This window comes from Chromobacterium sp. ATCC 53434 (assembly GCF_002848345.1).
Taxonomy (GTDB): Bacteria; Pseudomonadota; Gammaproteobacteria; order Burkholderiales; family Chromobacteriaceae; genus Chromobacterium.
On record NZ_CP025429.1, the window covers coordinates 3,193,919 to 3,207,259 of the forward strand.

At 67.5% G+C, this 13,341-nt stretch carries 11 protein-coding genes; 5 read left to right on the forward strand and 6 right to left on the reverse strand.

Annotated features, from left to right (window positions below):
• Positions 1-10: 10 nt before the first annotated feature.
• The 6 genes from panC to CXB49_RS14255 all read right to left on the reverse strand — a co-directional run bounded on the left by panC (position 11) and on the right by CXB49_RS14255 (position 5,361).
• Positions 11-844 carry a pantoate--beta-alanine ligase gene (panC, locus tag CXB49_RS14230; RefSeq protein ID WP_101709019.1) on the reverse strand — a complete coding sequence of 278 codons (834 nt, stop codon included), beginning with the start codon at positions 842-844 and terminating at the stop codon, positions 11-13.
• A 19-nt stretch (positions 845-863) separates the two neighbouring features.
• Entirely contained in the window at positions 864-1,652 is a 789-nt protein-coding gene (gene panB / locus CXB49_RS14235) for a 3-methyl-2-oxobutanoate hydroxymethyltransferase (protein ID WP_101709020.1), read from the reverse strand.
• A gap of 49 nt (positions 1,653-1,701) precedes the next feature.
• The gene (locus CXB49_RS14240; RefSeq protein ID WP_101709021.1) at positions 1,702-2,337 is read right to left on the reverse strand and encodes a deoxynucleoside kinase; all 636 of its coding nucleotides are present in this window, start codon (positions 2,335-2,337) and stop codon (positions 1,702-1,704) included.
• A 166-nt stretch (positions 2,338-2,503) separates the two neighbouring features.
• Positions 2,504-2,992 carry a 2-amino-4-hydroxy-6-hydroxymethyldihydropteridine diphosphokinase gene (gene folK, locus CXB49_RS14245; protein ID WP_101709022.1) on the reverse strand — a complete coding sequence of 163 codons (489 nt, stop codon included), beginning with the start codon at positions 2,990-2,992 and terminating at the stop codon, positions 2,504-2,506.
• Positions 2,989-4,347: a polynucleotide adenylyltransferase PcnB gene (pcnB, locus tag CXB49_RS14250; RefSeq protein WP_101709023.1), complete on the reverse strand. Its 1,359-nt coding sequence runs from the start codon at positions 4,345-4,347 to the stop codon at positions 2,989-2,991. Before pcnB ends, folK begins: the two co-directional genes overlap by 4 nt.
• 126 nt (positions 4,348-4,473) lie before the next feature.
• Positions 4,474-5,361 (reverse strand): LysR family transcriptional regulator, encoded by an 888-nt coding sequence (locus CXB49_RS14255; RefSeq protein WP_233492810.1) that lies wholly within the window; start codon positions 5,359-5,361, stop codon positions 4,474-4,476.
• Positions 5,362-5,498: 137 nt separating this feature from the next.
• Here CXB49_RS14255 and CXB49_RS14260 point away from each other — a divergent pair, with 137 nt between their 5' ends.
• The 5 genes from CXB49_RS14260 to CXB49_RS14280 all read left to right on the forward strand — a co-directional run bounded on the left by CXB49_RS14260 (position 5,499) and on the right by CXB49_RS14280 (position 13,291).
• A complete protein-coding gene (locus CXB49_RS14260) occupies positions 5,499-6,512 on the forward strand; it encodes a zinc-binding alcohol dehydrogenase family protein (protein WP_101709025.1) in 1,014 nt (337 codons plus the stop codon).
• 52 nt (positions 6,513-6,564) lie between these two features.
• A complete protein-coding gene (locus tag CXB49_RS14265; protein WP_101709026.1) occupies positions 6,565-7,332 on the forward strand; it encodes a glycine betaine ABC transporter substrate-binding protein in 768 nt (255 codons plus the stop codon).
• Positions 7,333-7,530: 198 nt separating this feature from the next.
• Positions 7,531-9,039 carry an efflux transporter outer membrane subunit gene (locus tag CXB49_RS14270; protein ID WP_233492811.1) on the forward strand — a complete coding sequence of 503 codons (1,509 nt, stop codon included), beginning with the start codon at positions 7,531-7,533 and terminating at the stop codon, positions 9,037-9,039.
• 76 nt (positions 9,040-9,115) lie between these two features.
• Positions 9,116-10,222: an efflux RND transporter periplasmic adaptor subunit gene (locus CXB49_RS14275; RefSeq protein WP_101709028.1), complete on the forward strand. Its 1,107-nt coding sequence runs from the start codon at positions 9,116-9,118 to the stop codon at positions 10,220-10,222.
• A gap of 9 nt (positions 10,223-10,231) precedes the next feature.
• Entirely contained in the window at positions 10,232-13,291 is a 3,060-nt protein-coding gene (locus CXB49_RS14280) for an efflux RND transporter permease subunit (protein WP_101709029.1), read from the forward strand.
• Positions 13,292-13,341 lie beyond the last annotated feature (50 nt).

Below are 13,341 nucleotides of genomic sequence, written 5' to 3' on the forward strand. Positions count from 1 at the left end.
TCGCTCCGCCTCAGCGGAACACTTCGATATTGTCGATCAGACGGGTCTTGCCCAGCCGCGCGGCGGCCAGCACCACCAGCCGCTTCTCGCCGGCGTGGGCGATTTCCAGCGTGTCGGCCTGGCGCACCTCGACGTAGTCGACGGTCCAGCCGGCGGCCGCCAGGTCGTCGCGCGCGGCGGCCTCCAGCGCGGCGTAGTCCTGGCTGCCGGCCAGCAGGCCGTCGCGCATCGCCGCAAGATTGCGGTACAGCCGCGGCGCCTCGGCCCGCTCGGCGGCCGACAGATAGCCGTTGCGCGACGACAGCGCCAGGCCGTCGTCGGCGCGGCCGGTGTCGACCGGCACGATGACGATGGGCGAGTTCAGATCGTCTATCATCGCCTGAATCACATGCAGCTGCTGGTAATCCTTCTTGCCGAAGCAGGCCAGGTCCGGCTGCACGATGTTGAACAGCTTGGTCACCACGGTGGCGACGCCGCGGAAGTGGCCGGGCCGGAAGGCGCCGCACAGCTCGTTCTGGATGTGCGGCGGCTCGATATTGAAGTCCTGCCTGACCCGCGGATACAGCTCGCGCTCGGTCGGGAAGAACAGCGCGTCGACGCCGGCGGCGCGAAGCTTGTCGCAATCGGCCTCGAAGGTGCGCGGATAGGCGTCGAAGTCCTCGCCCTGGCCGAACTGCAGCCGGTTGACGAAGATGCTGACGACGACCTTGTCCGCCTGCTCGCGCGCGGCGGCCACCAGCTTCAGATGCCCCTCGTGCAGATTGCCCATCGTCGGCACGAAGGCGACCTTGCCGGCCGCCTTCCGCCAGGCGCGGATCTCGGCCACGCTACGGATGATTTCCATCTCTCGTTCTCTTCCGGGCTTAGTAAGTGTGTTCTGCGGACGGGAAGGTCTGGTCCTTCACCGCCTTGATATAGGCTTCGACCGCGCCCTGGATGCTGCCGGCCTCGTCCATGAAGTTCTTGACGAACTTGGCCTTCTTGCCCGGATACACGCCCAGCATGTCGTGCAGCACCAGCACCTGGCCGGACACGTCGACGCCGGCGCCTATGCCTATCGTCGGCACCTTGACGGTTTCTGTGATCTCCCTGGCCAGCGCCGCCGGCACGCACTCCATCAACACCAGGCTGGCGCCGGCCTCGGCCAGCGCCTTGGCGTCGGCGACGATGCGCTGCGCGTCGTCGCCGCGGCCCTGCACGCGGTAGCCGCCGAAGGCGTTGACGAACTGCGGGGTCAGGCCGATGTGCGAGCACACCGGGATGCCGCGCTCGACCAGGAAGCGGGTGGTCTCGGCCATATAGGCGCCGCCCTCCAGCTTGACCATGTGGGCGCCGGCCTGCAGCAGGCGCGCGGCGTGGGCGAAGGCCTGCTGCGGACTTTGCTGATAGGCGCCGAACGTCATGTCGCCGAGGATCAGCGCGTTCTTCGCGCCGCGGGCCACGCAGCGGACGTGGTAGAGCATGTCCTCCTCGCTGACCGGCAGCGTGGAGTCCACGCCCTGCATCACCGGCCCCAGCGAATCGCCGACCAGCAGGATTTCGACGCCTGCCTCGTCCAGCAGGCTGGCGAAACTGGCGTCGTAGCAGGTCAGCATCGTGATCTTCCGGCCTTCCTCGGCCAGCTTGTGCAAGGTGTTGACGGTTATTTTCATTTCTCGACTTCCTCGTGTTCCATCTGCGGCGCCGCGCGGGATGCCCCGGTCAGACGCTCTTGTTGAAATAGCTGCGCTGGCCGCGCATTTCGGCGATGCAGCGGATCAATAACTCGAAGTCCTCGTCGCCGTCCACCAGATTCAGGTGGTCGGTGTTGACGATCAGCAACGGCGCCGACTCGTACTGATGGAAGAATTCGCTGTAGCCGGCATGCACGCGCTTCAGATAGCCCTCGGGGAAGTTCACCTCGTAGTCGATCGCGCGCGCGGCCACCCGCTGCAGCAGGATGTCCTCCGACGCCTGCAGATAGATCACCAGATCCGGCACCGGGTATTCCGGCAGCGCCTGCGGCGCCAGCCGCTGGTACAGCGCCAGCTCATGCTCGTCCAGATTGAGCCGGGCGAACAGCTGGTCCTTGTCGAACAGGAAGTCCGACACCAGCGGCGCCGCCTGCAAATCTCCCGCCAGCATCTCGCGCGCGATGTCGGCGCGCTGCAGCAGGAAGCTCAGCTGGGTGGACAGCGCGTGCGCCGGCATATTGCGGTAGAAGCGCGGCAGGAACGGATTGGCGGCCGGGTCCTCGACCTTCAGCTGCACGCCCCAGTACTCGGACAAGCGGCGGGCCAGCGACGACTTGCCGGCGCCTATCGGCCCCTCGACCACCACGTAACGCAATTGACTCATACGATTCCTGTTCTTAGCGCCTGTTCAAAGTCTTTTTTCCAGCAGCGCGGCCCGGCCGTCGGCCCGGATGCCAAGCGGAGGGACGAAGCCCGACAAGCCGCGAGAGCCTGCGGCTTCAGCCGTCCCGTCGGGCCGCGACAAGACCTTGAACCGGCTCATGTCGATTTCAGTCGGCCACGTCCAGCCGCTCTATGCCGTCGGCGCCGAGCGCGGCGGCCAGCGCCGACACGTCGCCGACGCCGGGCAGCACCGTCCCGGCGGCAATCTCGGCCAGCGGCGCCATCACGAAGGCGCGCTGATGCATGCGCGGATGAGGCAGGGTCAGCCGAGCATCTTCCAGAAAGATGCCGTCGTAATACAATAAATCAAGGTCCAGCACCCTGGGCGCGTTGCGGAAGCTGCGCTCGCGGCCGAAACGCTGCTCCAGCGCCAGCAACTCGTCCAGCAATCCATCGGGCGGGAGCGCGGTGTCGAGCAGCGCCACCGCGTTGATGAAATCGGGCTGGTCGGCATAGCCGACCGGCGTGGTGCGATACAGCGAGGAATGGCGCAGCAGCGTGGTGCCGGCCAAATGGCCAAGGGCCGCGAGCGCGGCCCTCACCTGCCGGTCCGGCTGCTCCAGGTTGCTACCCAGAGCGACATAGGCCAGCGTCACTCGACGCTCTCCTCTGCGCCCCCGTCCTTGCGGCGGCCGCCGCTGCGCCGACGGCGGCGCTTCTTCGCCGGTTCGTCGCCGCCGCCCGCGTCCTTGGCCTCGGCGATCAGTCGCTCGCACTCGTCGGCGTCGGCGCGCTGGAAGCGCTCCCACCACTCGACCAGCGCGCCCGGCACTTCGCCGGCCTCGCTGCGCAATGCCAGGAAATCGTAGGCGGCGCGGAAGCGCGGCTGTTCCAGGAAACGGTAGGGACGGGCGCCGCTGCGGCTGTCGAAACGGGCCTGCAAGGTCCAGATTTCGCGCATGGTCACGCTGAAGCGGCGCGGAATGGCGAAATCGTTGTCCTGCTCGGACTCGACGTCGGAAATGGCCGCCAGCAACGCCGGCAAGCTCTTCTCGCCATCGGCGAGCCGGCGCTGCCAGCCCTGGTTGACCTGGCGCCACAGCAGCGTGGCCAGCAGGAAGCCGACCGAAATCGGCTTGTCGGCGCGCAGACGGGCGTCGGTGCTGTCCAGGCCCAGCCGCAGGAAGGCGTCGTCGCCGCCCTTGTCGTCCATCACCGCGTCCAGCAGCGGGAACACGCCGCGGGCCAGCCCCTCCTCCCGCAGCTTCTTCAGGCAGGCGTAGGCGTGGCCGGACAGCAGCAGTTTCAGCAGCTCGTCGAACAGCCGGGCCGGCGGCTCCTTCTTCAGCAGGTGGGCGTGGGCGCGGATCGGCTTCTTGGTGTCGGCGTCGATCTCGAAGCCGAGCTTGGCCGCCAGCCGCACCGCGCGCAGCATGCGCACCGGGTCTTCCTGATAACGGCGCGCCGGCTGGCCTATCATCACCAGCTTCTTCGCGTGCAGGTCCTTGACACCGTTGTGGTAGTCGATGACGGTCTCGTCGGACGCATCGTAGAACAGCGCGTTGACGGTGAAGTCGCGGCGGTGCGCGTCCTCCTCCTGGCTGCCGAAGCTGTTGTCGGCCATGATGCGGCCGGTTTCATTGGTGTCGTCGACGCTGCCGCCGCGGAAGGTGGTCACCTCTATCGTTTCCGGGCCCATCATCACGTGGACGATGCGGAAGCGGCGGCCGATGATGCGGGAGCGGCGGAACAGGTGGTGGACCTGCTCCGGCGTGGCGTTGGTGGCCACGTCGAAATCCTTGGGCGACACGCCCAGCATCAGGTCGCGCACCGCGCCGCCGACCACGTAGGCGGCGTAGCCCGCTTCCTGCAGGCGGGAGGTGACGCGCAATGCGGCCTGGCTCAGTTGGTCGCGGCGTATGCCGTGTTGCGGCAGCGGATAGACGCGCGGTTTGCCACGGCGCTTGCCCATCGGCAGTTCCAGGACTTTACGGATTAGCTTGCGGATCATGTGGAAGATTGTGACTTGGAATGCTGGATTCGCAAGATTAGGGATTCGAGGCCGCGATTATAGCCCGAATCTTTGCGGAAAATACACATCGCTTCCCTCCTCTGTCGGCAAGGCGCCGCTATCGATTTACGCTTCGGCCAGGTAGCCGTCCAGCTTGTCCAGCAGATGCTGGCGCAGCGCCGTCACCGCCGGCGACAGCATCAGCCGGTGCGGCGTCACCAGACACAGCGGCGTCGCCTCGGTGCGGTAGTCCGGCAGCAATTCGAGCAGCCGGCCGGCGCGCAGGTCGGCCAGCACGTCCAGCCTGGACTTGTAGGCGATGCCCATTCCGTCCAGCGCCCAGCGCCGCACGATCTCGCCGTCGTCGCCCTGCCAGCGCCCGCCGACCGCCACCGTCTGGCGTTCGCCGCCGCGCTCGAAACTCCAGCGCTCGTGCAGCGCCGTTCCCAGCACCAGCCGCAGACATTGGTGGCCGCGCAGGGCCTGCGGCGACGCCGGCGCGCCGTGGCGGGCCAGATAGTCCGGCGACGCGCACAGCACGCGGCGGTTGTCCGGCGCCAGCGGCAGCGCCACCAGGCTGGAATCCTCCGGCACGCCGTAGCGCAAGGCCACGTCTACCGGCTGACGGTAGAGGTCGGCGACCCTGTCGCTGATCCGCAACTGCAGATTGAGCCTGGAATGCTCTTCCATGAACGCGTCCAGCCAGGGTCGCAGCAGATTGCGCCCCAGATCTGACGGCATCGACAGCGACAGGCCGCCCAGCAAGGCCAGCCTCTCCGCCTCCAGCGCCAGGCTGCCGGCCCGCACCGCGTCCAGCGCCGCGCGCGCATGGTCCAGATAGCGTTCGCCGGCCAGCGTCAGCCTCAGGCTGCGGGTCGAGCGGGCCAGCAATTGCGTGCCCAGCGCCTGCTCCAGCCGCTTCAGCGACGCGCTGGCCACCGCCGGACTCAGATCCAGCTGCCGCGCCGCCGCCGACAGGCCGCCCAGTTCGGCCGCGCCGATGAAAACCTGCAAATCGTCCAGCCTGACCATTTTTATCAAAGGAATATTGAAACTGATTCCAATTCTAGCCGGATTTCAACAGAAAGAAATAGCAATACGATACAGCCATCGACAACCGCGCCTCGCCGCGACACCTGAAAGGAAAACCGATGAAAGCCGTCGCCTACTACCAGAACCTGCCGATAGACCACCCGGAAGCGCTGCGGGACGTCACGCTGCCGGAACCCGAGCTCGGCCCGCGCGACCTGCTGGTCGAGGTGAAAGCCGTCTCCGTCAACCCGGTCGACGTCAAAGTGCGCGCCAATATGGCGCCGGAAGCCGGCCAGGCCCGCGTGCTGGGCTGGGACGCCGCCGGCGTCGTGCGCGCCGTCGGCGGCCAGGCCGGCCTGTTCCGGCCCGGCGACCGCGTCTGGTACGCCGGCGCGCTGCAACGGCCCGGCGCCAACAGCGAATTGCACGCCGTCGACGAGCGCCTGGTCGGCAAGATGCCGGACAGCCTGGACTTCGAGGCCGCCGCCGCGCTGCCCTTGACCGCGATCACCGCCTGGGAGCTGTTGTTCGACCGGCTGCAGGTGCTCGCCAACGGCCGGCCGGCCGGCAAGAAGCTGCTGATCGTCGGCGCCGCCGGCGGCGTCGGCTCCATCATGATCCAGCTGGCCCGCCGACTGACCGGCCTGACGGTGATCGCCACCGCCTCGCGGCCGGAGACCCGGGCCTGGGTGACCGAGCTGGGCGCCCACCACGTGGTGGATCACAGCCGGCCGCTGAGCCGCGAGCTCGAGCGCATCGGCCTGGGACAGGTCGATTATGTCGCCAGCCTGAACCAGACCGACGCCCATTTCGCCGAGATCGTCGCGGCGCTGGCGCCGCAGGGCAAGCTGGCGCTGATCGACGACCCGGCGGCGCTGGACGTTTCCCTGCTGAAGCGCAAGAGCCTGTCGCTGCATTGGGAATTCATGTACACCCGCTCGATGTTCGACACCGACGACCAGATCGAGCAGCACAAGCTGCTGAGCGAGCTGGCCCGGCTGGTCGACGCCGGCATCGTCAGAAGCACCGTCGCCGAACGCTTCGGCGCGATCAACGCCGCCAATCTGAAACGCGCCCACGCGCTGCTGGAAAGCAATACCGCGCGCGGCAAGATCGTGCTGTCCGGTTTCTGATCCGCAGCAAAGCGGCCGCCTCCGGGCGGCCGCTCCACCAGCAGGAGACGCCATGGCCCCGCCCCGCCTGACGCTGATCACGATAGACCTGTCCTTTCACGCCGCCAGCGCCGCCGTCGTGGCCGCCGCGCTGGAGAAGCACGGCGTCGTCGTCGACGAATGGCGCGCGCCGCACGAGCGCGCCTTCGAACTGCTGGCCGCCGGCGATGGCGACCTGCTGTGCAGCGCCTGGCTGCCCGGCAGCCACGGCGGCTATCTCGCGCCTATCGCCGACCAAGTCGAAAAGCTGGCCGTGCTGTACACGCCGTACGCGCTGTGGGGCGTGCCCGACTACGTGCCCGAGTCGGCAGTCGCCTCGCTGGCCGATCTCGCCAGGCCGGAAATCGCGGCGCGGATGGTCAAGACCATACAGGGCATCAATCCGGGCGCCGGCATCAGCCGCTTCTCGCGCGAGATCGTCGAACGCTACCGGCTGGACCAAGCAGGCTACCGTTTCGCGAATGGCGGCCTGGAAGACTGCGTCGCCGCCTTCGAGCAGGCCGTCGCGCGCCGCGACTGGGCGGTGGTGCCGCTGTGGCAGCCGCAGTATCTGCACTGGCGCCACCGCATCCGCGAGCTGGCCGACCCCGACGGCCTGCTGCGCGGCCGCGACGAGGCGACGCTGCTTATCCGCAGGGACGCGCTGGCCAGGCTGCCGGCGGCCGCCGAGGCCGAGTTGCGCGCCTTGCGCCTGGGCAATCGCGCGCTGACCTTCCTCGACCATCTGATCGCGCGCCAGGGCCTGGACCCGCGCGAGGCCGCCGGCAAACTGCCGGTTTGAAGCCGCGACCGCAATATTCAACAAAACGACATTTCCATGACCGTAACATCAACCCAGTAGACATACGGCAAAAATCCATAGAGCATAGCGACTTCATCCCCTGGCCCGCCCCGCGCCCCGTCCAGGAGAAGATATTCAGAAAAGCCGACGCCGGACCCACCCGGGCCTGTTGGCTTTTCCCACATCCAGGAGCATGCCGTGCATTCCAAACCGCATCCACGCCGCATCCGTCCGCCGTTGCGACAGGCCGCCGCCGGGCTGGCCGTCGCGCTGGCCTTGGCCGGCTGCGCAGTCGGACCCGATTTCAAGACCCCGGCGCTGCCCAAGGCGGCCGACGGTCCCTATACCGAAACGCCGGTGCCCGGCCGGACCGCCTCGGCGCAAGGCGAGCATGTCGGCGCCGCCGGCGTCGGCCAGACGCTGGAAGACGGCCGCGACCTGCCCGCCGAATGGTGGAAGCTGTTCCATTCCGAACCGCTGGATCAGCTGATCCGGGCCTCGCTCGATCACAATCCGTCGCTGGACGCCGCCCAGGCGGCGCTGCGCCAGGCGCGGGAAAACTACAACGCCGCCGCCGGCACCACCTATTTCCCCAGCGTCAATCTCCAGCTGGGCGGCGGTCGACAGCGCGCCATCCTCACCGGCGAAACCCCCAACGAATTCAACGTCTACAGCGCCACCGTCGGCGTCTCGTACACGCTGGACCTGTTCGGCGGCGAGCGCCGCCAGCTGGAAGGCCTGATGGCGGCGGCGGACTATCAGCGCTTCCAGACCGAGGCGGCCTATCAGACGCTGGTCGGCAACGTCGTCACCACCGCGGTGCAGGAGGCCTCGCTGCGCGGCCAATTGCAGGCGACGCGCGAGCTGCTGACCGCGCAGGAGGCCCAGCTGGCCATCGTCGACAAGCAGGTCGCGCTCGGCGCGCTGCCGCGCTCGGCCGCGCTGAGCCAGGGCACGCTGCTGGCGCAGACGCGCGCCCAGCTGCCGCCGCTGGAAAAGGCGCTGGCCCAGACCCGCCACCAGTTGGCGGCGCTGGCCGGCCGTTTCCCCGGCGAAGGCGGCCTGCCGGAATTCCATCTCGACTCCTTGCAACTGCCGGCCGAGCTGCCGGTATCGCTGCCGTCGGCGCTGGCGCGCCAGCGTCCCGACATCCGCGCCAGCGAGGCGCTGCTGCACCAGGCCAGCGCCAATGTCGGCGTCGCCACCGCCAACCAGTACCCGCAGATCACCATCAGCGGCAACTACGGCACCCAGCACACGGTGCTGCCGGGCATGGACGTCGGCAACACGCTGTGGGGCATCACCGCCGGGCTGACCCAGCCGCTGTTCAATGGCGGCGCCCTCAGCGCCAAGCGCCGGGGCGCGGAAGCCGCCTATCAGCAGGCCGAGGCGCAATACCGCGCCACCGTGCTGAAGGCCTTCCAGAACGTCGCCGACAGCCTGCGCGCGATCGACGCCGACGCGCTGGCGCTGAAGGCGCAGGCGGACGCGGAACGCCAGGCGCGCGAGTCGCTGGACGTCAACACCCGGCAATACAAGCTGGGCGGCATCAGCTATCTGGCGCTGCTGGACGCGCAGCGCAGCTACCAGCAGGCGCGCATCGGCCTGATCCAGGCGCAGGCGACGCGCTACAGCGACACCGCCGCGCTGTTCGTGGCGCTGGGCGGAGGCTGGTGGAACCACCCCGCGGCCGCGGCCGACAACTGACAGCAGTACTTAGGCCCGCGCCGCCGCGGCGCGGGAATACGGAATCCGAATCGCCATTGAAAGAAGAAAACAAATCATGACCAAGCGAATGTTGATCATGCTGGGCGGCGTGCTGGCGCTGATTTTGGTGCTGGGCGTGGGCTTTTTCCTGCACATACAGAAACTGATCGCCAGCGCGCCGAAGCCGGGGCCGCAGACGGTGTCCACCGCCGTCGCCAAGCAACAGGAATGGCAGCCGCAGCTGAACTCGGTGGGCACGCTCAGCGCGGTGCACGGCGTCGACATCAGCAGCGAGGTGGCCGGTCAGGTGCGCAACGTCGCCTTCAAGTCCGGCCAGGACGTCAAGGCCGGCGAGGTGCTGGTGCAGCTGAACGCCGATTCCGACCTCGCCCAGTTGCGCGCGCTGCAGGCCGCCGCCGAGCTGGCCGCCACCACGCTGAAGCGCGACCGCGCCCAGCTGGCGGCGCAAGGCGTCAGCCAGGCCCAGGTGGACGCCGACGCCGCCGACCTGAAGAGCAAGACCGCCCAAGTGGCGCAGCAGGCGGCGCTGGTGGCGAAGAAAACCATACGCGCGCCGTTCTCCGGCCGGCTAGGCATCACCACCGTCAATCCGGGCCAGTATCTGAATCCCGGCGACAAGATCGTCACGCTGCAGACCATAGACCCGATCTATGTCGACTTCACGCTGCCGCAGCGCCAGATCGGCCAGGTGCGGGCCGGCCAGACGGTGTCGCTGAAGAGCGACGCCTTCGGCGCCGAGGTGTTCCGCGGCCGCATCAACGCGATCAGCCCGAAGATAGACCCGGCCACCCGCAATGTGCAGGTCGAGGCCACTGTCGCCAATCCGAAGCGCAAGCTGCTGCCCGGCATGTTCGCCAACACCACCATCGACGTCGGCAGCAAGCAGCGCCACCTGACGCTGCCGCAGACTTCCATCACCTACAATCCGTACGGTTCGACGGTGTTCATCGTCGCCAAGGGCAAGAACGGCCCCGAGGCGCAGCAGGCCTTCGTCACCACCGGCGAAACCCGCGGCGACCAGGTGGCCATACTCAGCGGCATCAAGGAAGGCCAGGAAGTGGTGACCAGCGGCCAGCTGAAGCTGAAGACCGGCACCCCGGTGACCGTCAACAATTCGGTGCAGCCGGCCAACAGCCCGAACCCGACGCCGCAAGAACACTGAGGCAGCGCCATGAACTTTACCGACATCTTCATCAAGCGGCCGGTGCTGGCCACCACGGTCAGCCTGCTGATCGTGGTGCTAGGCCTGCGCTCGCTGTTCGGCTTGCCGATCAACCAGTACCCGCGCACGCAGAACGCGGTGGTGACCATCTCCACCTCCTACTACGGCGCCGACGCCAAGACCGTGGCCGGCTTCATCACCCAGCCGCTGGAATCGGCGATCGCGCAGGCGCAGGGCATCGATTATCTGTCGTCCAACAGCTCCAGCGGCGTGTCCACCATCACCGCCACGCTGCGCTTGAACTACGACGCCAACCGCGCGCTGACCGAGATCAACACCCAGGTCAACTCGGTGAAGAACCAGCTGCCGGCGCAGGCGCAGCAGCCGGTGCTGACGGTGCAGACCGGCCAGACCACCGACGCGATGTACATGGGCTTCTACAGCAACACGCTGCCGACCAACAACGTCACCGACTACCTGGTGCGCGTGGTCAAGCCCAAGCTGGACTCGGTGCCCGGCGTGCAGACCGCCGAAATCCTGGGCGCGCGCCAGTTCGCGCTGCGCGCCTGGCTGGACTCGGCCAAGATGGCGGCGCACGGCGTCACCGCCGCCGACGTCAGCTCCGCGCTGGCCAGCAACAACACGCTGGCCGCGCTGGGCGCGAGCAAGGGGCAGATGGTGACGATACCGCTGACCGCCGCCACCGACCTGCACTCGGTCGACGAGTTCAAGCAGCTGGCGGTCAAGCGCAACGGCGACGCCATCGTTCGGCTGGAGGACGTGGCGACAGTGACGCTGGGTTCGGAGAACTACGACTTCAACGTGGCCTTCAGCGGCGTGCGCTCGGTGTTCATCGGCATCAAGGTGGCGCCGGAGGCCAATATCCTCGACGTGGCCGACCGCGTGCGCACGGTGTTCCCGTCGATACGGCAGCAATTGCCGACCGGCCTGACCGGGCAGATCGTCTATGACTCCACCGACTTCATCAACACCTCGATTCACGAGGTGGTGAAGACGCTGGTGGAGGCGCTGCTGATCGTGACGGTGGTGATCTTCCTCTTCCTCGGCAGCTTCCGCGCGGTGCTGGTGCCGGTGATCGCGATGCCGCTGTCGCTGATCGGCACCTTCTTCATCATGCTGATGCTGGGCTACTCGATCAATCTGCTGACGCTGCTGGCGCTGGTGCTGGCGATAGGCCTGGTGGTCGACGACGCCATCATCGTGGTGGAGAACGTGGACCGCCACATGCGCGACGGCATGTCGCCGTTCGAGGCCTCCATCGTCGCCGCGCGCGAGCTCGGCGGCCCCATCCTGGCGATGACGGTGGTGCTGGTGGCGGTTTACGTGCCTATCGGCTTCCAGGGCGGCCTGACCGGCGCGCTGTTCACCGAGTTCGCCTTCACGCTGGCGGCCGCGGTGACGGTGTCCGGCGTCGTCGCGCTGACGCTGTCGCCGATGATGTGTTCGCGCTTCTTCCGTCCGGACCAGGACAGCGGCCGCTTCGTGCAGGCCATCGACGAGACCTTCGAACGGGTGCGCCACCGCTACCTGCGCATCCTGCACAGCCTGCTGGAAACCTGGCCGGTGCTGATCGTGATGGGCGTGATCCTGATCGTGCTCTTGGGCCTGATGTTCAAGATGTCCAAGTCCGAGCTGGCGCCGGAAGAGGACCAGGGCATCGTGCTGTCGCAGGTGGTCGGCCCGCCGACCGCCACCTCCGACCAGATGCAGACCTACGCCGACCAGGCGTTCAAGGTCGGCAAGAGCATGCCCGAGTACCAGCAGATGTTCCAGATCACCGGCGTGCCGACGATCAACGCCGGCATAGGCGGCGTGCTGTTCAAGCCCTGGGACCAGCGCACCCGCAGCGCCCACGAGATCCAGATGGACCTGCAGGCGCGCTGGAACAAGATCGCCGGCGCCCGCGTCGCGGCCTTCCAGTTCCCGCCGCTGCCCGGCGCGTCCGGCCTGCCGGTGCAGTTCGTCATCAACACCACCGAGCCGTTCGAGAACCTGAACCAGGTCACGCAGCAGGTGATGGACAAGGCGCGCACCTCCGGCAAGTTCTACTTCGTCGACGCCGACCTGAAGATAGACAAGCCGCAGGCGACCTTGAAGGTGGACCGCGACAAGATCACCGCGCTGGGCCTGACCCAGCAGGACGTCAGCAATGCGCTGACGGCGGCGCTGGGCGGCGGCTACGTCAACTACTTCTCGATCGACGGCCGCTCGTACAAGGTGATCCCGCAGGTGCTGCAGACCGACCGGCTGAACCCGTCGCAGCTGCTGGACTACTACATCAAGACGCCGAAGGACGGCGTGATCCCGGTCGGGACCGTGGCCAAGCTGAGCTATGACGTGCAGCCGGAATCGATCAACCGCTTCCAGCAGTTGAATTCGGCGACGATCTCCGGCGTCGCCGGGGTGTCGCAGGGCGAAGTGCTGCAGTTCCTGCGCGACACCGTGCAGCAGGTGGCGCCGACCGGTTATTCGGTCGACTACTCCGGCCAGTCCCGCCAGTTCATGCAGGAGTCCGGCGGCTTCCTGGTGACGATGCTGTTCGCGGTGATCATCGTGTTCCTGGCGCTGTCGGCGCTGTTCGAGAGCTTCCGCGACCCGGTGGTGATCCTGGTGTCGGTGCCGCTGGCGCTGTTCGGCGCGATGATCTTCATCTTCCTCGGCTTCTCCTCGCTGAACATCTACACCGAGGTGGGGCTGGTGACGCTGATGGGTCTGATCAGCAAGCACGGCATCCTGATCGTCGAAGTCGCCAACGAGCTGCGCAAGACCGGCCTGTCCAAGCGCGAGGCGATCGAGCAGGCCGCGTCCATCCGCTTGCGCCCCATCCTGATGACGACGGCGGCGATGGTGTTCGGCGTGATCCCGCTGGTGATCGCCACCGGCGCCGGCGCCGGCGGCCGCTACGCGATGGGCCTGGTGATCTTCACCGGCCTGTCGATCGGCACGCTGTTCACGCTGTTCGTGGTGCCGGCGATGTATATGTTCATCGCCTCGCGCCGCGAGGCGAAGGAAGCCGGAGCGACCGAGCAGGCGCCGCAGCTGCACTGAGGCGGCGCGCTGCGCTATCATCGGAACAGGCGGCCCCGGCCGCCTGTTTT

What these genes read in the sequence shown, in the direction of transcription:
- panC (WP_101709019.1), bottom strand. Translation starts at nt 844, where the DNA reads ATGGAAATCATCCGTAGCGTGGCCGAGATCCGCGCCTGGCGGAAGGCG.
- panB (WP_101709020.1), bottom strand. Translation starts at nt 1,652, where the DNA reads ATGAAAATAACCGTCAACACCTTGCACAAGCTGGCCGAGGAAGGCCGG.
- CXB49_RS14240 (WP_101709021.1), bottom strand. Translation starts at nt 2,337, where the DNA reads ATGAGTCAATTGCGTTACGTGGTGGTCGAGGGGCCGATAGGCGCCGGC.
- pcnB (WP_101709023.1), bottom strand. Translation starts at nt 4,347, where the DNA reads ATGATCCGCAAGCTAATCCGTAAAGTCCTGGAACTGCCGATGGGCAAG.
- CXB49_RS14260 (WP_101709025.1), top strand. Translation starts at nt 5,499, where the DNA reads ATGAAAGCCGTCGCCTACTACCAGAACCTGCCGATAGACCACCCGGAA.
- CXB49_RS14265 (WP_101709026.1), top strand. Translation starts at nt 6,565, where the DNA reads ATGGCCCCGCCCCGCCTGACGCTGATCACGATAGACCTGTCCTTTCAC.
- CXB49_RS14275 (WP_101709028.1), top strand. Translation starts at nt 9,116, where the DNA reads ATGACCAAGCGAATGTTGATCATGCTGGGCGGCGTGCTGGCGCTGATT.
- CXB49_RS14280 (WP_101709029.1), top strand. Translation starts at nt 10,232, where the DNA reads ATGAACTTTACCGACATCTTCATCAAGCGGCCGGTGCTGGCCACCACG.